The 22,494-nt window shown below is 52.0% G+C and carries 21 protein-coding genes; 19 read left to right on the top strand and 2 right to left on the bottom strand.

Annotated features, from left to right (window positions below):
• Window positions 1-199 precede the first annotated feature (199 nt).
• The 7 genes from ACJJI5_RS05760 (at window position 200) to ACJJI5_RS05730 (ending at window position 6,964) form a co-directional block, all read left to right on the top strand.
• On the top strand, window positions 200-484 hold the full coding sequence (locus ACJJI5_RS05760) for a TfoX/Sxy family protein (RefSeq protein ID WP_108735343.1): 285 nt from the start codon (window positions 200-202) through the stop codon (window positions 482-484).
• Window positions 485-658: 174 nt separating this feature from the next.
• On the top strand, window positions 659-1,543 hold the full coding sequence (gene htpX, locus ACJJI5_RS05755) for a protease HtpX (RefSeq protein ID WP_282931439.1): 885 nt from the start codon (window positions 659-661) through the stop codon (window positions 1,541-1,543).
• Between the two features lie 108 nt (window positions 1,544-1,651).
• Window positions 1,652-2,011 (top strand): hypothetical protein, encoded by a 360-nt coding sequence (locus tag ACJJI5_RS05750; protein WP_444925795.1) that lies wholly within the window; start codon window positions 1,652-1,654, stop codon window positions 2,009-2,011.
• 7 nt (window positions 2,012-2,018) lie between these two features.
• Window positions 2,019-2,558: a hypothetical protein gene (locus ACJJI5_RS05745; protein ID WP_445355764.1), complete on the top strand. Its 540-nt coding sequence runs from the start codon at window positions 2,019-2,021 to the stop codon at window positions 2,556-2,558.
• 726 nt (window positions 2,559-3,284) lie between these two features.
• On the top strand, window positions 3,285-4,844 hold the full coding sequence (locus ACJJI5_RS05740; protein ID WP_445355763.1) for a GSCFA domain-containing protein: 1,560 nt from the start codon (window positions 3,285-3,287) through the stop codon (window positions 4,842-4,844).
• 671 nt (window positions 4,845-5,515) lie between these two features.
• Window positions 5,516-6,571: a S1C family serine protease gene (locus ACJJI5_RS05735; protein WP_445355762.1), complete on the top strand. Its 1,056-nt coding sequence runs from the start codon at window positions 5,516-5,518 to the stop codon at window positions 6,569-6,571.
• Between the two features lie 48 nt (window positions 6,572-6,619).
• A complete protein-coding gene (locus tag ACJJI5_RS05730; protein ID WP_444896214.1) occupies window positions 6,620-6,964 on the top strand; it encodes a Rieske (2Fe-2S) protein in 345 nt (114 codons plus the stop codon).
• Window positions 6,965-6,982: 18 nt separating this feature from the next.
• Here the strand turns inward: ACJJI5_RS05730 and sfsA are convergent, their stop codons facing one another.
• Complete coding sequence (gene sfsA / locus ACJJI5_RS05725; protein WP_444918097.1) at window positions 6,983-7,684, bottom strand: DNA/RNA nuclease SfsA; 702 nt, start codon at window positions 7,682-7,684, stop codon at window positions 6,983-6,985.
• A 258-nt stretch (window positions 7,685-7,942) separates the two neighbouring features.
• Here sfsA and dksA point away from each other — a divergent pair, with 258 nt between their 5' ends.
• From dksA to ACJJI5_RS05700, 5 genes are all read left to right on the top strand, one after another.
• Window positions 7,943-8,380, top strand: coding sequence for an RNA polymerase-binding protein DksA (gene dksA, locus ACJJI5_RS05720; protein ID WP_108734345.1), 438 nt, complete (start codon window positions 7,943-7,945; stop codon window positions 8,378-8,380).
• A gap of 29 nt (window positions 8,381-8,409) precedes the next feature.
• A complete protein-coding gene (gene gluQRS, locus ACJJI5_RS05715; protein WP_445355761.1) occupies window positions 8,410-9,333 on the top strand; it encodes a tRNA glutamyl-Q(34) synthetase GluQRS in 924 nt (307 codons plus the stop codon).
• A 142-nt stretch (window positions 9,334-9,475) separates the two neighbouring features.
• Window positions 9,476-9,652 carry a hypothetical protein gene (locus ACJJI5_RS05710; protein WP_169337099.1) on the top strand — a complete coding sequence of 59 codons (177 nt, stop codon included), beginning with the start codon at window positions 9,476-9,478 and terminating at the stop codon, window positions 9,650-9,652.
• Window positions 9,642-12,605 (top strand): ATP-binding protein, encoded by a 2,964-nt coding sequence (locus ACJJI5_RS05705; RefSeq protein ID WP_444934067.1) that lies wholly within the window; start codon window positions 9,642-9,644, stop codon window positions 12,603-12,605. The genes ACJJI5_RS05710 and ACJJI5_RS05705 overlap by 11 nt, the downstream gene beginning before the upstream one ends.
• A gap of 129 nt (window positions 12,606-12,734) precedes the next feature.
• A complete protein-coding gene (locus tag ACJJI5_RS05700) occupies window positions 12,735-14,126 on the top strand; it encodes a sigma-54-dependent transcriptional regulator (RefSeq protein WP_444907386.1) in 1,392 nt (463 codons plus the stop codon).
• 182 nt (window positions 14,127-14,308) lie between these two features.
• Here ACJJI5_RS05700 and ACJJI5_RS05695 read toward each other — a convergent pair whose 3' ends face one another.
• Window positions 14,309-14,932, bottom strand: coding sequence for a hypothetical protein (locus ACJJI5_RS05695; RefSeq protein WP_445355760.1), 624 nt, complete (start codon window positions 14,930-14,932; stop codon window positions 14,309-14,311).
• Window positions 14,933-14,938: 6 nt separating this feature from the next.
• On the opposite strand from ACJJI5_RS05695, the gene pcnB reads away from it, so the two are divergent.
• The 7 genes from pcnB to ACJJI5_RS05660 all read left to right on the top strand — a co-directional run bounded on the left by pcnB (window position 14,939) and on the right by ACJJI5_RS05660 (window position 22,426).
• Complete coding sequence (gene pcnB, locus ACJJI5_RS05690) at window positions 14,939-16,315, top strand: polynucleotide adenylyltransferase PcnB (protein ID WP_444925801.1); 1,377 nt, start codon at window positions 14,939-14,941, stop codon at window positions 16,313-16,315.
• Entirely contained in the window at window positions 16,315-16,791 is a 477-nt protein-coding gene (gene folK / locus ACJJI5_RS05685) for a 2-amino-4-hydroxy-6-hydroxymethyldihydropteridine diphosphokinase (RefSeq protein ID WP_445355759.1), read from the top strand. Before pcnB ends, folK begins: the two co-directional genes overlap by 1 nt.
• 101 nt (window positions 16,792-16,892) lie before the next feature.
• A complete protein-coding gene (locus tag ACJJI5_RS05680; protein WP_444915629.1) occupies window positions 16,893-17,579 on the top strand; it encodes a deoxynucleoside kinase in 687 nt (228 codons plus the stop codon).
• A 5-nt stretch (window positions 17,580-17,584) separates the two neighbouring features.
• Complete coding sequence (gene panB / locus ACJJI5_RS05675; RefSeq protein WP_413663177.1) at window positions 17,585-18,397, top strand: 3-methyl-2-oxobutanoate hydroxymethyltransferase; 813 nt, start codon at window positions 17,585-17,587, stop codon at window positions 18,395-18,397.
• 78 nt (window positions 18,398-18,475) lie between these two features.
• Entirely contained in the window at window positions 18,476-19,267 is a 792-nt protein-coding gene (locus tag ACJJI5_RS05670; protein ID WP_445355758.1) for an acyl-CoA thioesterase, read from the top strand.
• A gap of 398 nt (window positions 19,268-19,665) precedes the next feature.
• On the top strand, window positions 19,666-20,703 hold the full coding sequence (locus ACJJI5_RS05665; RefSeq protein ID WP_445355757.1) for an endonuclease/exonuclease/phosphatase family protein: 1,038 nt from the start codon (window positions 19,666-19,668) through the stop codon (window positions 20,701-20,703).
• 163 nt (window positions 20,704-20,866) lie between these two features.
• Complete coding sequence (locus ACJJI5_RS05660) at window positions 20,867-22,426, top strand: hypothetical protein (protein ID WP_445355756.1); 1,560 nt, start codon at window positions 20,867-20,869, stop codon at window positions 22,424-22,426.
• Window positions 22,427-22,494 lie beyond the last annotated feature (68 nt).

The following is a 22,494-nucleotide window of genomic DNA, read 5'->3' as shown; positions in this document are numbered from 1 at the left end:
AACAGGCTATGCCTACTTTAACAGAGCGCAGACAGTCGCCCTTAACTATGGCACCAAAGCAGGGGCACCAAAAGCAGGCGCGCCGCACAATAATCTGGCGGTAATGTTTGTTAGCCACCTGTTAATTTATGTTAAGTTCAAAGCCGCAGTCGAGGGGTTGGCTGCGACAACGGACGCTCAAACTGGTAGGGAAAACCGAATGCACCCGAGTCAATCAGAACTATTAAAACTAAAAAACCTGGGCCTGGCCTCGGTCAATATTCTCCACTCTATTGGCATTCGTTCCCACGATGATCTGCGCAGGGTTGGGCCTGTCGAGGCCTTTATCAGCATTCGCAATCGGGGGATTAACGCCTCCAAAGTAATGCTCTACGCTCTTCAGGGCGCGCTGATGGACGTGCACTGGAACGACCTGGAGCCGGAGCTGAAACAACACCTTACCAGCGAGGTCGACCGCCTCCTTGCCACCCAAAACTCTGACTAGCAATTCCCCTCAAACACCCCGGAAAGAGTCGCAGACACACGCACTCGACGGACTCGGCACAGCAAGCCAAGCTGTGCCGATCTACAGTAAGGCAAGTTGCGCCAACCCTATCTAAACTTACCGGTGGAGCCGCGGAATAATTCCGTAAAGACACTCACTCAAAGGAGAGATCCGATGTTGCGCATTGGGCTATTCCTGCTGACCAACCTTGCTGTCCTTGTATTGGTTGGCATTATTTTCAATATTTTTGGAATTGGGGGAATTCTTCAGGCAAACGGTGTCGATCTCAACCTCGGCGCCTTGTTGCTGATGTGCGCGATTTTTGGTTTTGGCGGATCTTTTATTTCCCTGCTCTTATCGAAAACCATCGCACGGGTCAGTACCCGCACACAAATTATCGAGCAGCCCCGCAGCGCCGATGAACAATGGCTGGTAGAAACCGTACGGGAACTCTCTCGCAAAGCGGGCATCGGTATGCCGGATGTGGGGATATTTCCAATGCCCCAGGCAAATGCCTTCGCCACCGGCTGGAATCGCAACAGCGCCCTGGTTTCTGTCAGTGCAGGTCTGCTGCAGCGCTTTAGCCGAGAGGAAGCCCGCGCCGTAATTGGCCATGAAATTGGTCACGTGGCCAATGGCGATATGGTGACGCTGGCACTGATCCAAGGCGTGGTAAATACCTTTGTGATGTTCCTCGCCCGCTTGGTTGGATTCTTCGTAGACCGGGTTATCTTGCGCAACGAAGAGGGATTGGGCATCGGCTATTTTGTCACATCCATTGTTATGGATATCATATTCGGCTTCTTCGCCATGATGATTGTCGCCTGGTTCAGTCGCCGCCGTGAATATCGGGCCGACCATGCCGGCGCCACACTGGCCAGCCCCCAATCCATGATTGCCGCACTGCAACGACTCAAGGTGGAGTCCGATCGCGGTCACGAGGAACCCCTACCCGGCAATATGAAAGCCTTCGGTATATTCGGTAGCATGGGAGCACTTATGGCCACGCACCCACCACTGGATGATCGTATTCTCGCCCTGCAAAACTTCCGTAATTAGTGTCTAATTGGATAGATAAGTGATCAGAGCTGTAGTTTCAATTTCTCACAGAGCTGCCACTAAAACGTAGTTACTTTCTATGTGGACAGATGCAAAGTAAAAGCATTTATGCAAAGAAGTGTCCTGAAGTACATCCCACTACTCATCGCCATATTTTTAATTGGGTGTTCTCCTTCATGGAGTGATGGCCCTTACGAGATTTATTGGATAGATGGCGAAAAAGCCCTTGGTTTTAATTTGGGGGACGATGCCTACATCCGCCGTATCGATGAACCACATCATATCAGTGCAAACGAGATGTTCGTCTCAGTCTACGCTTGCCCTGAGGGTGCCTGCGCTTACTATTACATAGATCGACTTAAAGACCACAAATTCGCAGATTCTTCCAAGTTTATTTTTGGCCCCTACACAGAAAAAACCTTTGCCAAATTGCAACAAAAGCTACAACTACCAAAACTGGAGCAATAATAAAAACATGAGAAAAGCATCAAGATTTATGCCTAAATACAAAACTGAAAAGGCAAGTAAAGCTACGTTGTTTGTTTTTCTCGCAGCAGTGTTAGCTCTCCTTATTTACCAGCCAATGTTCTTTTTATCTTTAGCTGGCTTAGCATTATTGGCCATAATTTGGGGCTATCTCGAACAACCCAAAATTGATAGGCATTTCCAACATCTACGTGACAACCGCAAAGGTTTATCCATTTGTGAATTTGCCCGGGAGTTTGATTGCAAAATTGTAGATACATGGATTATTAGAGCGGTGTATGAGCAACTACAAGCGACACTTCCCACCAAACAACTGGTCCCAATTCAAGCATCAGATGATTTCTTTAACACCCTAAAACTGGATGAAGATGATCTCTATCTGGACTTATTTGAAGAGATCGCACAAAGAACCGGGCGAACCCTTGAGGACTATCAAAGCAATCCCTATTTTGGCAAGGTAACAACGGTCCGGAACCTGGTACTGTTTTTTAATCACCAGTCCCGTGGCGAGGCAACCGAACAACCCTAGACTTCTAAAAAAGCATTACAACGCCGCTAAAGCTCCTGATTCAGGGGCTTCATAGAAAAATTTTCAACCCACAAATCCAATAGAGAACCCAGGGAGAAAATGCATTGATTAGTATAATTTTTTTTGTAAGAAAAATAGAAATGATACTCTTTAATCAACCACCACTTTAGACCCAAGAGCCAACAGGCGCCCTGTAGCAATAAAACGAAAGTAGCCACTTGGGGAAAATCAAAACGGAGCCCTCAACAATTAAATTAATAATGCAATACGTCAATTCACATAAATCATCAAGAGAGAAACAGCACCCAATCTATTTATAGCACCAGAGGATTAGCAGATCCTCTCAGCGACTCGGACGCTGCACCTCACACAATCCAAACGATCCCAAATGCCTATTACAAAATAATAACCCGTCATTACATATCCATACTTTACAAGCCATACCGATGGGACATTGCTTTTAAATTTATAACTTCAGGAAAAACCCATCCTGAATTAACAATTTATAAATAAACTTACCCACCAAGTGGATAAGGACGCCAAACATGAGGTTTTCTCATAGATATAGCGATTACTTATTGAAAACAGTCTAGTATGGACTAAATAACAAAGACCTCAGGAACCCCTCTCCCAATATTTACGGTAATTTTTTGGCCTTATTCTAGCAGCCCGCCAAAAACATTAGCGAACTTTAACTCATAAGCTGAAATCAATTCGGAGTCGATCATGCCTATACAAATCTTATCTGATAAAGAGGCTGTCAATATTAAGAAAAATAATCGTGCCGGACACTGGCCTAATCGTTCAGCGGACAACAGGTATGAACCTATCGCAAGACCTGACTTTATGGCTGGCTTTCAATTTCGACCTGGATCATGTGTTTTTTCGGTTGGTTCCTGCTTCGCCCGAAATGTCGAAACCAAACTGATTGAACTTGGCTTTCACATTCCATCGAGTGAGATATTTGAATTGCCAGAATTTGAAGACCCCAAACTAGATTCAATCACTAACTTTGGAGTTGCATCCATCTACAATGAATTCAAATGGGCACTGGATGAAAATAGCGGGATGCCAGAAGAGTGCATTGTTGAGGTGAACGAAGGAAAATATTGCGACCTAAATGTATTATCCTCTATACGCCCCGCCTCACTAGAGACAGTAAAGACAAGAAGAGAGGCCATTACTAGATTTTATAAATCGGTCCAAAAAGCCGAGACAATTATTATTACCCTAGGGTTGTCGGAAGTCTGGTTCGACAAAAAAACCAACTTATATCTAAACACAGTACCACTGCAAAAAGTTATAGAATTGTGGCCCGGAAGATTTGAGCTTCATGTATTAAATTATAATGAAGTCTATGATCATCTCGACAAAACCATACAGCTGTTGAAAGCCAATGCGAAAGTTCAGCAGAATATACTGATCACAATTTCACCCGTCCCGATGTCGCTTACATACAGAAATCAAGATATCTCTATTTCAAATTCGTATTCAAAGTCCGTATTGAGAGCTGCTGCTGAAGCACTGGTGTACTCAAATTCTAATGTTTTCTATTATCCCAGCTATGAATCGATATTATTGACAGATCGTAGTATCGCCTGGATGGATGATCAAGTACACGTGCGAGATGAATTGGTACGAATTCAGGTTTCCAGGCTTATTGATAAGTATTGCCAACCTGTAGGAGATTTATCAAGAGAGAGCGTATTAGAACAACTTCGTACACCATCAACACCAATGTCCGCCAAAGAAGCTCTCTTTTCCAAGTATCGTTCAATGTATAAAGAGTTCCCCGACTTTGCACTACAGTTTGCTCGATACCTGAATAAAACCGGAAATTACGAAGAGGCTGATAAAGCATTAAGCGTCGTTAAAACAGATGCAAATACCGCAGCTATTAAAGCGCAAGCGTTGCGCGGATTAAGACAGTTTGAAAAGGCCAGAGAGATACTGGAGCCCTTTATTGAGCCAAAGCTACGTAACCACTCAATCTGGAAGGAACTGATTTCAATTCATATTGATCAGGGTAACCTTGAAAATGCAATGGCAGTGATAGAGCAGTGGGCACAGGTATCTCGAGGGATTAGTTTTACAGCATATAAACTTAGTGCCAAACTAATTGAACCTTTAAATCAAGAAATTGCAAGGGCATACTTGGAAAAGGCTTTGGAAGTAAGACCCGGAGATGAAGTAACTATGCAGCTCTTAAAAAAGATGTTGACGTCACTCGAGTCAGGAAAACGTCAGGAAGACTCGCAAAACCCTCGACTGACAACCACACCATAATCAAAAACGGAGTTAAATATATCGAGACTAGACAAGAGTGTCTCCTATACAGCAATTCCAAACTGGCTACTCCTTACACAAAGTCCCGGAGTAGCTTTCGATTTCGGGGCTTTACATCATATTCTCAGAAACAGAAATTGGGCTTGTATTCACCCAGTGGTTCTGGATATCAGAGCTAACCCGACCAATGCAATTCTGCATCAATGAGACTTCCTCAATTAGCAAAGCTAGCTCTCAGGATAACTAGTCCTGGTGTAATCGATGTGCCCTCAACGGTGAAGCGATCATCAACACAAGTGAATAACTCGATAAAGACTATGGCCTCAGTTGAGAATCACCTCGACTTAGGCTTAACACACTAAAAACAGGACAAAGCCTCGAGGACTATCAAATAACCGCTATTACAAGAAAAGAACATCAGTACACAATCTTGTATTTTTTAATTGCCTTATTCACACCGGAGCGATCTAGCAAACAGTGGTTGCCGGGCCGCTGATGTTGTACGACTAAACTACCTCCACTTTAAATCTCGCCCGCAGCCCCCAATAAACAGCCAACACCGCATAACGATTGCAAATAAGATACACTTTCAAAACAGCAACAAACAAAAAGGAAGGCGACAATTACAGATGTCTCTTCCAATCCGGCAGTTCAAAGGGAGGATTGTATTAATGACTCTACTTAAAACTCTACGCGCCAGCTTCATCTCAGTCTTTTTACTACTTACCCCGGCAATATCTGCACAGGCGGAAACCTTTGCCACCGACGACGAGCGCAACACCATGCAGGTGTTCAATTTTGCCAGTCCGTCAGTGGTCTATGTCACCAATGAAACCCTGGTGCGGGATCGCAGGACCCTGCGCCTCCACTCAGTGCCCAAAGGCGCCGGCAGCGGATTTATCTGGGACACTCAGGGCCATATTGTCACCAATTTTCACGTCATTGAGGGTGCGCGGCAAATCACTATTACTTTGCAGGATCGCAGTGAGTGGCCGGCCGAGCTGGTGGGGTCTGCGCCAGAAAAAGATCTGGCCGTTCTGAAAATTAACGCTCCCAGGGAGTTGCTAAAACCGCTGGTTGTGGGCACCTCCAGCAATCTCGCGGTAGGCCGCAAAGTACTGGCTATCGGCAACCCGTTCGGCCTGGATACCACTCTCACCACCGGTGTGGTCAGCGCCCTGGGGCGGGAAATTGAAGCCGCCAACAACCGCACCATTCGCAATGTTATCCAAACAGATGCGGCTATTAATCCAGGTAACTCCGGCGGCCCATTGCTTGATTCCCAAGCGCGTTTAATCGGGGTCAACACCGCAATTTACAGTCCCAGTGGCGCCAGTGTCGGTATTGGCTTTGCGATTCCAGTGGATACGGTCAAAAAAATTGTGCCGGAACTGATCAATCACGGCCGCCTGGTACGCCCGATTATTGGTATCGAATCCGCCCCGGACCAGTGGAGTAGCCGCTACGGCTTTGAAGGGGTCGCCGTATTGCGTACCGCTCCCGGGCTTCCCGCAGAGAAAGCCGGCTTGCGCGGTATCCACCGCACCCGGGGTGGAGGCTGGGAATTGGGCGATGTGATTGTAGAAATAGAACAGCAGCCGATTCGCAGCTACGACGATCTGCTCAATGCCCTTGAAAAGCATAGTGCCGGTGACGAAATCACTATCGGCATACTGCGTGACGGGACAATTCGCTACACGTCCATTAGACTCGCGGCACCCGAATAAGCAGGCGCTTGCGCCCTGAACAAGAATTAGGCCGGGAGCCGAAAACTTATGCAGAAGTACTTCCTGTGTCGCTATGACGAATTAAGCGAAGGTCGATCCAAAGGGTTCTCCCTCGGAGACACTGCCGCCGGCACTGACAATGTGTTTGCTGTGATGAAAGATGGCGAGGTCTACGCCTACAAAAACACCTGCCCTCACCGGGGCATCAATCTGGACTGGCAGGAAGACCAGTTCCTCGATCCCGATGGCGCACTTATTCAGTGCGCCTCCCACGGCGCGCTATTTCTGATTGAATCTGGGGAGTGTATCGCCGGGCCCTGCACTGGTGATGCCCTTACGCCAGTACCGGTGGAATATGCACAGGACGGTCTCTACGCATTACTGGCCGACTGACAGCTCCCTGCCTTTCCCTTACGGGAGAAAAGGCAGGGCCTCCACCAGCTCGACACCTTCAGCACCAAGCTTCGCACGGTATGCGAGCACTTGCACACCAGCATTAACAGCGGAATCCAGGGCCTCAGCATAAGCGGGATCAATTTCCCGCGCCGCCTGCACCGTCTCAATACCGCTGTGTTGGACGCAGTAAAAAAGTACCGCCCGCACTCCGCTCTCAGCCAGCTTTTGCAGCTCGCGTAGGTGCTTGGCGCCCCGGGCACTTACTGCATCGGGAAAGTAACCCTGCGCCCCATCTGCCAGGGTCACATTTTTCACTTCCACGTAGCAGTCCCCATCGGTGCCAGACAACAACAGATCGATACGGCTGTTTTCCTCGCCGTAGCGCACTTCCCTGCGCAGGGATTCATAGCCCTGTAACTCGCTGACTACGCCGGACAGAATGGCCTCTTCAACCAGAGCATTGGCGCGGCCTGTGTTCACCCCCGCCAGGGCTCCATCCGGGGTCGTACAGATTTCCAGGGTGTGGCGGTACTTGCGCTTGGGATTGCCAGAATCGGAGTACCAGCAGTCTCCCCCCTCCACCCAACAACTCTTCATAGACCCCGTATTTGGGCAGTGGATGGTAAACACGTCGCCACTGGCAGATTCCACATCGGCGAGAAAACGCTTGTATCGGCGCAAAAGTGTTGCCTTTTGCAACGGAGGGGTAAATTTCACGGGCTGGACCACTTGGCTGTAATTTCAGGCGCCACAAAATAGCAGACAACTATTTGTGGCGCGAATCGCGCAGATTTGATAGCTTCCTCGCTCTCGGTCGCCAGGGGTATCGGTACCGAGAACAGGATTAGCCTGACACCACAGCGAATTTGATAGGTGAAAAAAGCATCACTTAGAAAGATTCCGGTCTAGGCTAGATTGAATTTGGTGGTATCGCCCCCATAAAGGGGGGCCCGTATAGAAAGAGAGGCAACGACTATGCCCAAAACTGCTGCGAGCACCGAATCTCTGCACGGCTTTGAGCCCTACAAGGAGACGCAGGGCGAAGAGTACATGAATGAGAAGCAGCAGGAGCATTTCCGCAACTTGCTGTTGGCCTGGAAGGCCGAGCTGATGGCGGAAGTGGACCGCACCGTTTCCCACATGAAAGACGAGGCCGCAAACTTCCCCGATCCCGCAGACCGCGCCAGCCAGGAAGAAGAATTTAGCCTGGAATTGCGCACCCGCGATCGCGAGCGCAAGCTGATCAAGAAGATCGATGCCACCCTGGAGCTTATCGACCAGGATGACTACGGTTTCTGCGAAGCCTGTGGTGTTGATATCGGCATTCGCCGCCTGGAAGCCCGTCCAACCGCCACTCTGTGCGTGGACTGCAAAACCCTCGCGGAAATCAAGGAACGGCAGATCTCCGGCTGATCCACAACCGATAGCGGCACGGCGTTCGCTTGCGATCGCCCTGCTCGGAGGGGGCGATCAATGTATCGCCCCTATTCATTTTGAACAGCACAACTCCCTATATTGGTCGCTTCGCACCCTCCCCGAGTGGACCACTCCACTTCGGCTCACTGGTGTGCGCCGTCGGCAGCTACCTTGACGCCCTCGCCCATGGCGGACACTGGCTCCTGCGCATGGAAGACCTCGACCCTCCCCGGGAAGAGCCCGGCGCGGCAACCCGCATTCTGAAATCCCTGGAAGCCCACGGACTGCACTGGCAAGGCCCCGTCGAATGGCAGAGCAAGCGCTACGCACTTTACGAGGAAACCCTGTCCACACTGCGCCAACGGCAACTGATTTACCCCTGCGACTGCTCACGCAGCCAGATTAAGAAAAATGGTGGACATGCGAACGACTTCTGTCGCCTTAAATACGATGTGAGCGAACCCTCAGCGCTGCGATTGCAATGCGCAGGCGGCGAGGAAGGCTTTGTGGATATTTGGCACGGAGAGCAACGGCAGCTAATCCGCGAAGACACCATTCTCAAGCGCCGCGACGGCCTCTATGCCTACCAACTGGCAGTCGTTGTCGACGATATCGATCAACAGATCAACCAGGTGGTGCGCGGCTCAGATCTATTGGATACCACCGGTGCACAACAGCGCCTGTTTAAAATCCTCGGCGCCACTCCACCCCAATTCGGCCATCTGCCGTTGGTGATGGGCCCTGATGACAGGCAAAAACTCAGCAAACAAAATCACGCGCCGGCTATCGACGACAACATGGCTTCCGGTAACCTGTGTAAGGCTTTACAGTTCCTCGGCTTCAAACTGCCAAACACTGCCCTAACAGAATCCCCCGAGCATATTCTCAAGTGGGCTACCGCACGCTGGCGCCGCCACCAGATAGATATGCGCAACCGCCAATTGCACTGATTCCAAGCTGCACTTACCATTTCCGCGCCAGCCGCCCTTAAGGGTCCGGCTGATAACCCGCGTTGACGATTACACAGGGATGACTTCTCACCGGTACAGTGCGCGGGCAACAAATTTCTCTAGCGGGTTTTCAAGGCGATCTATGAGTAACCGCACACTATTAATTCTGCTGGTGCTGGTGGGTTATGTATTCTCCCCCACCATCTTTACCTGGATGATCAATCCCGTCGGCGCCTGGTACCGGCCTTTTATCCTCTGGTTCGTGCTGATCCTACTGGCGATTTTTATCCAGTGGAGGCGCAAATCGAATGAGCTTTGATATTGCCCACATTGCCCTGGTGGGAGTGGCTTATATCGCCACCCTGTTTTTTGTCGCCTTCGCCACCTCCAAGGGCTGGCTGCCTTCCCGCTGGGTGCGGCATCCGCTGGTTTATGTGCTCTCCCTGGGCGTATCGTTATCGGCCTGGACTTTCTACGGTATCGTCGACCTGGCCTGGCAGTATGGTTACGGGGTGCTCGCCTACTATCTTGGCACCGGCGCCATGTTCCTGTTTGCGCCGGTAGCCCTGGAGCCACTGGCGCGCCTGGCACAGCGCTACCAGCTGTACTCCCCGGCAGATCTTCTGGTGTTCCGCTATCACAGCCGCCAGGCGGGGACTCTCGCCACTCTGTTTATGCTGTTGGCGCTGCTCCCCCTGATCGCCCTGCAAATCCAGGCGGTATCCGAGACCCTGGCCCTTTTGTCGCGGGATAGTGTGGCTGCCCTGGCACTGCCGGACAGCGGTGTATCGAGCAAAAACCTAATCGCATTTTTCTACTGCGTGCTGCTGGCGGTATTCACCAGCATGTACGGCGCCACCCGCGAGCGTGGCGAGGGCCTGGCCAGCGCCATGGCCCTGGAGTCCCTGGTAAAACTGGTGGCGCTCACCGCGGTGGGCGGCTATGCCATTTACGGCGTCTTCGGTGGGTTTTCCGGCCTGGATGAGTGGCTGCTGGAGAACCCCGATATGCACCAGCTGCTCTACACCCCCATCAAGCAGGGCTCATCCCATACCCTGCTACTGGTGTTTATCGCCACTGCCGTGGCTATGCCACATATTTTTTACCTGAGTATTGCCGAGCGCCCCACCGGACAGGCAATGCGCACCGCCAGCTGGGGCTTCCCCCTGTTCCTGCTGCTGATGGCCCTGCCCATCTTCCCCATCATGTGGGCGGGCTTTGCCCTGGATGTGGCCGGCCCGGTGCAGTACTTCTCCCTGGCGGTTCCCCGCGCCAGTGGCTCGGCCCTGCTCACCACCCTGGCCTTTATCGGCGGCCTGTCGGCAGCCACTGGCGCACTGATTATGATCACCCTGGCCCTCGCCACCATGGTGATGAACCACTGGCTGCTACCCGGCACCCGCTGGCACTCTGAGGACAATATGTACCGGCAGCTGGTGTGGTTGCGCCGCGCTCTGATCGCCGCTCTATTTATTGCCGGCTTTGCCTTTTACCTGTTACTCAACAACCGACTCTCCCTGTCGGATCTGGCCCTGCTGGCATTTATCGGATCACTTCAGTTCCTGCCGGGGATTTTTGCTGTAATCCACTGGCCGCGAGGTAATCGACGCGGATTTGTCGGTGGCCTGCTGGCAGGCATGTTACTTTGGGGGGGCGGCCTGTTAATTCCGTCAATTTTTGGGATTACCGGCATCACCCTGCCCGGCACTTCCCTCCAAATTCCCCTGGGAATGTCTATCTGGACACAGATCACCACCCTGTCACTAGGGGTCAATGTCCTGTTATTTGTCGGCCTGTCTCTGTTCACCCGCACCAGCAGCCTGGAGCAGTACGCCGCTGACCTGTGTAGCGACGACACCATCGCCCAGGCTCTGCGCTTGGGACTGGATGTGGAATCCGCCGCAGATTTTCGCCTGCGCTTGGCTGAAAGCCTCGGAGCCGCTACTGCGAATAAAGAAGTTAAACGCGCTCTCGCCGCTCTCAATCTGCCGGACAACGAGCGCCGCCCCTACGCCCTGCGTCAACTGCGCAACAAGCTGGAGTCCAATCTCTCCGGCCTGCTGGGGCGTGTTCTGGCGGTGCAAATTATTGATCGACACTTCCCGTTCCAGAACAGCGATCAGCCGGCAAACAAGGACATTCACCTGATCGAGACCCGGTTGGGCCGTTATAAGCACCAGCTCACTGGCCTGGCCGCAGAACTCAATAACCTGCGTCTGTATCACCGCCAAATGCTGGAAGAGCTGCCGATGGCCGCTTGCTCCCTGGGGCGCGACGGAGAAGTCCTGTTGTGGAACTACGCCATGCAGGACCTCACCGGTATCAGTGCCAGCGAGGTAATCGGCTCGAAACTGGAATACTTGGCAGAACCCTGGCGCAGCCTGCTGGGGGAGTTCGCCCTATCCACCGATGCCAGCCGCTTTAAGCAACAGGTGAGCCTCGACGGCAATAGCCACTGGCTCAACCTGCACAAGGCACGGCAAAAACGCAGCCGCAGCGACCGCTCCCGCGACGAGCGCGGCGATGCACAAATGTTGTTACTGGAGGACATTACCGAAACACAGGTCTTGGAACAGGAACTTATCCACAGCGAGCGCCTGGCCTCTGTAGGTCGCCTGGCCGCCGGCGTAGCCCATGAAGTGGGTAACCCGGTAACGGGAATCGCCTGCCTGGCACAAAACCTCCAGTACGACTGTGACAACCCAGAGGTCCTGGATACTGCCGACCAGATCTTGAGCCAGACCCAACGCATTAGTCGTATCGTCCACTCCCTGGTCAACTTCTCTCACAGTGGCAGCCAGGAAGACAGTGAGCGGGCCCCAGTGGACCTCTATGCCTGTGTACAGGAGGCGGTCAATCTGCTGTCCCTGCAACGGGATAAGACCGAGGTCCAGTTTGAGAATCGGGTACCCGAAGACCTGATCGCCCCGGGAGACAACCAGCGCCTGATCCAGGTGTTTATCAACCTGCTCAGCAATGCCCGCGATGCCAGCCCCGATGGCGGCCAGATTCTAATTGAGGGCTATCGCAAGAGCGGCAGCGCCTGTGTCTCTGTCACCGACAGCGGACCGGGAATTTCGGCTCAACATCGTGAACGAATTCTGGAGCCCTTCTTCACAACGAAAGAGCCCGGCGAAGGTACGGGACTGGGGCTGGCAATGGTTTACAGCATTGTCGAGGAGCACGGCGGCCAGCTGGAATTAGTCAGTCCCGCCAACCCGGAAACCGGGACTGGCGCCCGATTTATTGTGCAACTCCCCCTGGGAGACTGAGGTGGCTGGACAACCATATCGATCATTATTTGTGCAAAAATAACCCGATTAACAGTTTTTGAGTTGCATCGAAACGGCGCCCGGGTAAAACTAGGCGCTTACTGAGCATTTTGTAACCAGGCGTAACATATGAGCCACATCCTCATCGTCGAAGATGAAGCCATTATCCGAACGGCGCTGCGCAAGCTATTAGAGCGGCACCGCTACAAAATCAGTGAAGCGGGTTCGGTAAAGGAGGCGCTCACCAAGTACCGCCTCAATGAAGTTGACCTGGTTATTTCCGATTTGCGCCTGCCCGGCGCACCGGGCACCGACCTGCTCAAGCACGCCGGTGATATTCCGGTACTGATCATGACCAGTTACGCCAGCCTCCGCTCTGCGGTGGACTCCATGCGTATGGGCGCCGCCGACTATATCGCCAAGCCCTTTGATCACGACGAAATGCTCGCAACCGTCCGCCGGGTCATAGGCAAAGCGGAGCAGAATCGCGCCCAGCCCGTCAACGAGAAAGAGAATACCGGCACTATCGCCGGCATGATTGGCAGCAGCCCAGTTATGAGGGAGCTCTATGGTCGCATCCATAAAGTTGCCCCCACAGACGCCACCGTCCTGGTGCACGGTGAAACCGGCACCGGTAAGGAACTGGTCGCCCGGGCTATTCACGAGGAGAGCCGCCGGGCCAACAAACCGCTGATCTCCGTCAACTGTGCCGCGATTCCCGACACACTGATTGAATCTGAGCTGTTCGGCTACGAGAAAGGTGCATTTACCGGTGCCCAGAGTTCCCGGGAGGGACTGGTAGCGGCAGCCGATGGAGGAACCCTGTTCCTTGACGAGATCGGTGAGCTGCCCCTGGAGGCACAGGCCCGCCTGCTGCGTGTGCTGCAAGAGGGCGAAGTGCGGCCAATCGGCTCGATCGAATCCCGCAAAGTGGATGTGCGCCTGGTAACAGCCACCCACCGCAACCTGCGCCAGCTGTCAGCGGAGCGTAAATTCCGGGAAGACCTCTACTACCGCATCAATGTGGTGCAAATGACGCTTGCCCCCTTGCGCGAGCGAGGCAGAGACGTCCTAGCACTGGCAGAGCACCTGCTGGAAAAGTTCTGCACCAAGATCGAGCGCCCTTTATTGCGCCTGTCACCGGAGGCCATCCAGGCTGTTACCACCTACACCTGGCCCGGTAACGTGCGCGAATTGGAGAACGCCATCCAGCGCGCTGTAATCCTGACGGATAAGAACAGCCGCGAGATCGACCACAAAACCCTGGATATCGATCTAGACCTGGTGCCGATCGAAGAGGCCGACGGCATCCCGCGCCCCCGCAGCCTGCACACCGACCCCCGTGAGGACCTGTCCCTGGAAGACTACTTCGCCCGCTTCGTTATTGAGCACCAGGACACCATGAGTGAGACAGACCTGGCCAAGAAGCTCGGCGTCAGCCGCAAATGCCTGTGGGAACGACGCCAAAAGCTGGGCATCCCCCGCAAGAAGAGCCGTCGTAGCGCCGCCGCAGAAGCTTAAAACTAACGCTATCCCCAGGGGGCTTCGCCCCCTGCTCCCAATCCGTCCTCACCTGTCAAACTCCTTCGACCACTTTGTTACCCCACCCCCACAGGGGTTACCAACCAGAGTGTTACCCACACCCACCCAGAAGTAACAACTCTCGCACCTTCCGTAACGCAATAGCTCTCAGAAAAGTTCCGTCAAATTTCGTAAAGATCGTAACTTATTGATTTATAAAGGTTTTTAAAAGTTGGCATACTAAGTGCTTTACTCTTAGTACAAAAATTGAAAACAGCCAACAATAAAAATAAATGACTGTTAAAAGCCCTATAACAACTAACAATAAGTGGGGCGAAACATAATAAAAATAATGGGGCGGCCGACAATAAAAGCAATGAGTGGCCAAAACCGCAAGAACAACAATAAACAATAACAATAAAACTCAAGAAGAATAAGAATAACAACAAGCGCGTTGCAAACTGACTGAACTGTACCTGGGAGAGGGTGTTTGCTTGAAAGCAAATTGAGAGCGCAAGGAAGCCGCTGCCTTCATACTGGTAATAATAATTCCCATATTTCTTTTCCCCCGAACTTACAGGCACCCGCATATTGCGGGCGCATTCCTTTGCGTGTGTTAGAATCGCGCCCGCGAGTCCCGATCTCTGAGGATAAACAGCCACTGAGGCTCCTTTCCGGACTCGCTCCTGGGGTAGCCCAGGTATAGAGGCTCCAGCAGTGCCATCGTGAATCTCCCCAGAGGGACCACCACTTATACAGGCCGCCAACCAATGCGTGGCCAAGCACAGCGGGGCTTTCCCGGCCATCCCTAAATGGCAGCAGTCAACATAGACAGCCGTATGCTCAACAACCTGATTAGTAGTATCAAACGCTGGCGCAAGCCAGCCAGTAAAGGCCCCAGGGTTATCGCCCGCAACGACCACAGCATCTCGCGCCGAGAAATTAGCCGCGCGGCCTTAACAGTTATGAAGCGCCTTCAGGATGCCGGATACCAGGCGTATATCGTAGGTGGAGGTGTACGCGACCTGATGCTCGGCGGTCACCCCAAGGATTTTGATGTGGCCACCGACGCCACTCCAGAGCAGGCCAAGGTGCTTTTTCGCGGCGCACGCATTGTCGGTCGTCGCTTTCGCATCCTGCACGCCCGTATAGGCCGTGAAGTTATCGAAGTGACTACCTTCCGCGGTCACCACAGCGATGGCGAGACCCACGAGGCCAAGCAGTCCGAACACGGTATGCTGCTGCGTGACAATGTCTATGGCGACCTGGAAAGTGATGCCATGCGTCGGGATTTCACGGTCAACGCGCTTTACTACACCACCAAAGGGTTCGAAATCCACGACTACACCGGCGGTGTCGAGGATATTGAAAAGCGCCTGATTAGAATGATCGGCTCCCCGGAGGTCCGCTACAAGGAAGACCCGGTGCGCATGCTGCGCGCAGTGCGCTTCGCCGCCAAGTTAGATTTCACTATTGAAGGCAAGACGGAAGCTCCCCTGCACGAGCTGGCGCCACTGTTACGCAATATTGCCCCGGCTCGCCTGTTCGATGAGATTCTCAAGCTGCTGATGAGTGGCCACGGAGAGCGCACCTTTGAACTGCTGCGCCAGTACCAGCTCTGGCAACACCTGTTCCCGGATAACGCCGCACAAATTGAGGCCAACAACGCGGCCCTGAAACTATCCCAACAAGCCCTGCGGAACACGGACCAACGTATCCGCGCCGATATGCGTGTTACCCCAGCGTTCCTCTACGCCGCCCTACTCTGGCCTGCGGTGAGCACCGAGCAACAAAAGCTGATTGCCAAGGGTACCCCGCCAGCGCCGGCGCTGGCCCAAGCGGCACAAAAAGTTACCAGTTCACAGCTGGCCCACACCGCTATTCCCAAGCGCTTCTCAATCCCCATGCGGGAAATCTGGGACCTGCAACAGCGCCTGCCCCAGCGCGGTGGCAGCCGGGCCCAGCGCTTGCTGGAACACCCCCGTTTCCGCGCCGCCTACGACTTTCTGTTGCTGCGGGAAGAAAGTGGCGAGATTGAAGCGGGCCTGGGCAAATGGTGGACCGACTTCCAACAGGCTGACGATGAGCAGCGCCAGCAAATGGTGCGCAAGCTACAGCGCACAGGCAGCGGTGGGCGCCGCAACCGCAACTCTCGCGGCCGCCGTCGCAAGCCGAGAGCAGAACAGTAATGGAAACGGTATACATCGGCCTGGGCAGTAACCTGGCAGAGCCCGGCAAACAACTGCGCAGCGCCCTATCGGCCATGGAACGAATCCCCAGTACAGAATTATTGGGGTGTTCGAGCTTTTACCGAAGCGCCCCGGTCGGCCCCGGCGATCAACCCGATTACATCAATGCCGTCGCAGCATTGAAAACAGCACTGTCCCCGCTAGCACTACTGGACCAGCTCCAATCTATCGAGCTGTCCCACGGGCGCGAGCGCTCCATCCGCTGGGGCGCCCGCACCCTGGACCTGGATATCCTGTTGTTTGGGGAATCTCAAATCGATGAGCCCCGCCTACAGGTCCCACACCCGTGCATGGCCGAGCGCAACTTCGTACTGCTACCCCTTTCTGAACTGGCTCCCGCGATGGAACTGCCCGGATTGGGAGCCCTTCCAGCACTCTTACAGAGCTGCCCGGAAAACCGCCTGGAAAAAGTTTGATCGACTGAGGCTCCCCAACTACTCGACGGGCGGCCCTCTCAATAGTACTTTTGCGTTTGCAACTCATCAGGGAAGACCCCAGACAAAGAGGAGTCGCTCAAGTGGTTATCGAAAAACCCGAGACCAGCACAGCTGAACTCAACCTGTCTAATAAAACACCGCCTAAATTTATCGCGGTGGAAGGCAATATTGGTGTGGGAAAAACCACACTGGCAAAGAAGCTGGCCTCCACATTCAATTACGACACGCTGTTGGAATTACCCGAGGAGAACCCCTTTTTGGAGCGTTTCTACCGGGACCCCCAAAATGCCGCACTGCCCACCCAGCTGCACTTTCTCCTCCAGCGATCACAGCAAATCCAGGCACTGCGGCAGGACGATATCTTTGAGCCGGTGCGGGTGTCGGACTTTTTGATCGAAAAGGACCAGCTGTTTGCTGAAGTCACCCTGGATAAGGATGAGCTGCACCTGTACCAACAGGTGTACAAACACCTCACCCTGGAAGCACCCAAGCCGGACCTGGTGATCTATTTGCAAGCCCCCCTCGATGTGCTGCAAGCCCGAATCCGCAATCGGGGAATCCCGGCTGAGCAGGCGATAAGCAATGAGTACCTCGCCACCCTCAACAACGCCTACACCCGCTTTTTCCATTTTTACGATGAAGCGCCTCTACTCATCGTCAATACCGAGGAGATCGACATTGTCGATAGCCCAGAGGACTACCAACAGCTGGTCGAATATCTGTTCACGATCACCAGTGGCCGGCACTATTACAACCCAGGAAGTTAATCGTTATGTATGCACCCTCTGAATTAGAAAAGCTCGTAACCGTTCAAACCCTGCGAAAAATGAAAGCGAATGGTGAGAAGTTTATTACCGTTGCTCTCTACGATGCCCCTATGGCTGCGATGGCACAAAAGTCCGGGGTTGAGACACTGCTCGTCGGAGATTCCCTGGGCATGACCGTGCTGGGTTACGACAGCACCGTGCCAGTGACGATGGAGCAAATGATTTACCACGTCGAGGCGGTCGCGCGCGGCAATAAGAAGTCCCTGATTATGGGGGATATGCCGTTTATGACTTACGCCACCCCAGAGCAGGCACTCCAGAATGCAACCCGGATCATGCAGGCCGGTGCACATATGGTGAAGATCGAGGGAGGCGCCTGGCTCGCTGATACCGTAAAAATCCTTACTGATCGCGGTATTCCCGTTTGCGCCCACCTGGGCCTCACCCCTCAATCAGTACACAAACTGGGAGGCTATCGCGTTCAGGGGCGCGACGAAGAACACGCCAAGCAAATCCTCGAAGACGCCTTGCAACTCGACGAAGCCGGAGCTGACCTGCTGGTGTTGGAATGTGTTCCCGCCGACCTGGCAAAGCGTATTACCGAAGCCGTATCCATGCCCACCATCGGCATAGGCGCGGGCCGCGACTGCGATGCCCAGGTACTGGTAATCAATGACATCCTGGGCCTCACCCAACAGCCCCCCAAGTTTTCCAAAAACTTCCTGGTAGAGGCCGAGGATATTCCCGGGGCCCTGCGCAAATACGCCGAGGACGTCAAACAAGGCGTTTTCCCCGGCGAGGAACACATATTTAAATAATACTCCCCTCATCCGGGTGCTTCTCACCTGGTATTTTTCTGCGGCAGGTCCCACCTGCCGCTATCAAGCGGTAACACTATGACTTTCGACCAACTAATCCAGGATTGGCTCTCGACCAATGGCGCCACTTCTGTGCCCGAAGGCTGGACCCAGGGGCGGGCTACATTTGGCGGCCTTGTAGCCGCAATGCTGTATGAGCAGATGGCTTCAGAGCTGCCTTCTGAGAGCAGCTTGCGCTCTTTTACCACCTCATTCGTAGGCCCGGTTGCCCCGGGGGAGATTAACACCCGTGCGGATGTCCTTCGCGCAGGTCGCTCTGTCACCCAGGTGCAGGGGCACCTCGATCAGGATGATGCCGTTATGCTGGCGGGTCTCGCCAGTTTTGGCCGCGGCAGGGAGTCATCCGTTCTCGCCAAAGGTCCCTCAGCACCGGAGTACCCTTCCCCGGATAAATGCCTGCCCCTGCCCTATATCGAAGGTGTAGTGCCGGAGTTCACACAGAAGTTCGATTACCGCATCGCTTGTGGGGGGCTGCCTTTCAGCGGCGCAAAAGAGAGAATTTTAGGTGGGTGGATACGATTTAAGGATGGCAGTGAAGGCCGTACCGGTATCAGCCACTTACTCGCACTGATCGATGCCTGGCCACCGGCGACACTCCCGATGATGAAAGAGCCGGCTCCCGCCAGCTCATTAACATGGACAGTGGAGTTTATGGAGCCACTCCCAGAGCGCACCGCTTCTGACTGGTGGCAATACGAGGCCGAAGTGGAACAGGCCGAGGATGGCTACGCAGTAATACAGGCCCGTTTGTGGGATGCCGATGAACGTTTAACCGCCCTCTCCCGCCAAATGGTCACTATCTTTGGTTAACCAGCACTCGTCGATCAACTATCCCTTTACCGCCACTCATTGAGTGCCTTGGCTCCACGGATGGAACCATTTAAGCGGTCCTAAAGAATTTTGTAACTTTTCTGCAGCCTTCAGATCACTCTAAATAATACTTCCCGATCCTGCTTAACCCGCCTAACGAATCAATTATTACCTACATAAAAATATACAACTTTCGTGATTTTTATTATTTTTTTATGAAAAAAATAATTCGCGCCGCCCTTACAGAAAAATAAAATAAAAAAAACCTCCTTTACTCCAATTTGTAATCTACGCTATCCATCATCCCCTCCTTCGAAAACAAAGGGGCCGCCAGAGAAACGCCCCAATTTTCGACCCCACTACAAAACCGTCGGTAATAACAAAGTTGGAGAGCAATAATGATAAAAAGAATATTTTTTTCACTCACACTTCTATTCAGCCATTCCGCCGCAGCAGTAGATTTTGAAGACGTTTGGGATGCAATTACTTCTTGTAACTGGTTTGAATTTATTGATGATGTCGACGATACCGGATCAAAAGATCTGGACGGCTATGAATACGGTGACACTGAATTTGCCGATGCCAATTCAGGCAGCTTTGACATGATCGTCTACAACATGGATGGATTTTTGGAGTGTATAGGTGGCAACAGCAAGTCTGACTTCAAACAGATTATTAACACTTTTGATAACAATCCCAAAGACCTCTGGTTGATGCAGGAGGCCTGGAGCAAAACCAAAGCCAATTATCTGGACGACGACGACAAGCTCGATAACGATACAGTCCCCTATCGCTCCAAACACTGGAAAGGCACCGGTACCAGCTTTGGCAATGGCCTGCTGACCTTCTCCAAGTTTCCGTTTGACCGAGATAACCGCGATGACGACGACTACACCTTCGCCACTTATGAGGAGGAAACTTTTAACAAGTGCGCAGGTAATGACTGTGATACCGAAAAAGGCTTTACCGTAGCAAAAGTTGAAGTAACCAAAAACTTCCATGTCCATGTGTACAACACCCATATGGATGCAGGACACCAAGACGATGACCTAAATGCCAAAGCCAAGCAACTCGACCAGATTGCCGATATGATCGTCGCCCACTCAAGTAATGCCACAGTCATATTGGCCGGTGATTTCAATATGGCGTTTGATGAAAATGACGACGGCTGGCGCGGTACAAACTACCAAACCTGGAAAGCATTTTTTGCCAAAACCGGCGGCAAGCATGCCTGCCAATATATGCTATCTGGCAGCGACACCAGCTTGGAAGCCTGTGCTGATGAACTTCAGGACGATACCGATCATGTCGTCGTTATTAATAACAACCCCAATTACACGCTGGACGTAACCAATTATTATATTGGCTCCGCAGAGTACACAGGGCTGAGCGACCACGACCCAGTATTTGTAGACTTCTCATGGGTTAAACACTAAACGAGCGGCACACAGCCTCTTCCGCAGGGGATCGGAAGGGGCTTAACCAATTTACCGACAAAGTGAACGACACCGGACTGAAAACACAATCCAGCTACAATTTTGCTTATTGAGGAGAACTTTAACCCACGCACAAACACATGCTTGGCGGGAAGGGCTTTCAGTGGACAGAATTAAGAATCTGGTTATCGGGAGTGGTCCTGCGAGTATCGCTACGGTCAAGGCATTGCAGGATATTGGGCAAGAAGTTGAAGTCATTGACGTCTCATATGATCTTGAGCATCACATTAAGCACCAGGTTCACTCCTTATCGCAAAAACATGTGGACAGCTGGAAAGATGAAGAAAAAAAACGGATTTTCCCTCCCCCCAAAGTCTCCAGCAGCGGCGTAGAAAGAAGGTATATCTTTGGGTCTGATTTTCCTTATAGAACCCCAGAACACTTTCAAGTCAACACAACCAACTGCAACACAGAGTTTTCCCACGGCTTTGGTGGCCTTGGAAACGTGTGGGGTGCAGCGATCCTTCCCTACAGCGAGCGCCAATTAAGAAACTGGCCACTCTCCCTAAGTGAACTGGCCCCATCTTACAAAAATGTTCTCCGATTTATGCCAATAAGTGCGGAGCCAGACAACCTCCAGACAAAATTCCCACTGTTTTCGGAAAATTTTGAAACCCTGAAAAGAAATCCAGCAACAGATTTTATATTGCAAAAACTCACCAATGTCGAAGACAACCTCCGAAGCAATGGCATTGAGTTTGGTCGGGCTCGGCTAGCTGTGGATGCAAGCTCTGGTAAACGTGGATGTCGATATTGCGGGCACTGCCTTTACGGCTGTGTATATCAATCTATCTTCAACCCCAAAACACTATTTGAAGATTTGCAAAAGGATGGTTTGACCATACACCAGGGATTTGTTGTATTGGAGCTAAAAGAGAACAAAGAGGGAGTTGAAGTTATTGCGGTTAGCATAGACGATGGAAAGGTATACAGTTTTTTTGCAGAGAAAGTCTTCTTGGCTGCGGGGCACTTCGCCACAACTACTATCGTAGCAAGATCCCTTAACCTGCTAAATACACCCATCGAGATTCAAAGCAGTCAATATTTCTTTTTTCCTTTTCTCACCTATAAAAGACACCACTATGAAATTGAATTCACATTAGCAGAAATTTTCCTGGAAATAGAGAACGCGAACATAAGCCCAGAACAGATTCACCTTCAGTTATATGGCCGCAGCCAAATCATTGAAGACCAGGTTGCGGCTTTATTGCCATCATTTATCTCAAAAGATCTTGCTTTGGACCGTTTATATATCATTCAGGGTTTCTTATCTTCGGAAGATTCGGATACTCTGGAATTGACTTTAACTAACAAACGTCCAGATAGCTCTACAGTAGAAATAAAAGGGATTGAAAACCCCAGGGCCCGCTGGGTTATAGCAAGAACTCAATCATTGATAAGGCGCAGTTTAATTAAGTTGGGTTTAGTACCTCCCTTTTACTTGAAAGTACTTCCTCCGGGGAAAAGTTACCATAGCGGTGGAAGCTTTCCAATGAAGGGGGAACACGAAACCTTTTCCTCTGACCTGTTAGGACGGCCTGCAAACTTCAAGAACGTCCATATTGTGGATTCCGCTAACTTCCCCAATATTGCAGGTTCAACCATTGCTTATACAATAATGGCAAATGCAGATCGAATTGTAAGATCTATAAAATTTTCGTAATTAACTGCTATATCGCCAAAATTACAAGTATCCCTGAGCGACTATTGAATTCAAAAACAGCGAAAGAG

The sequence above is a fragment of the Microbulbifer maximicatervae (SeqCode) genome (genome assembly GCF_052467955.1).
This window is presented reverse-complemented; position numbering and strand designations above follow the sequence as displayed.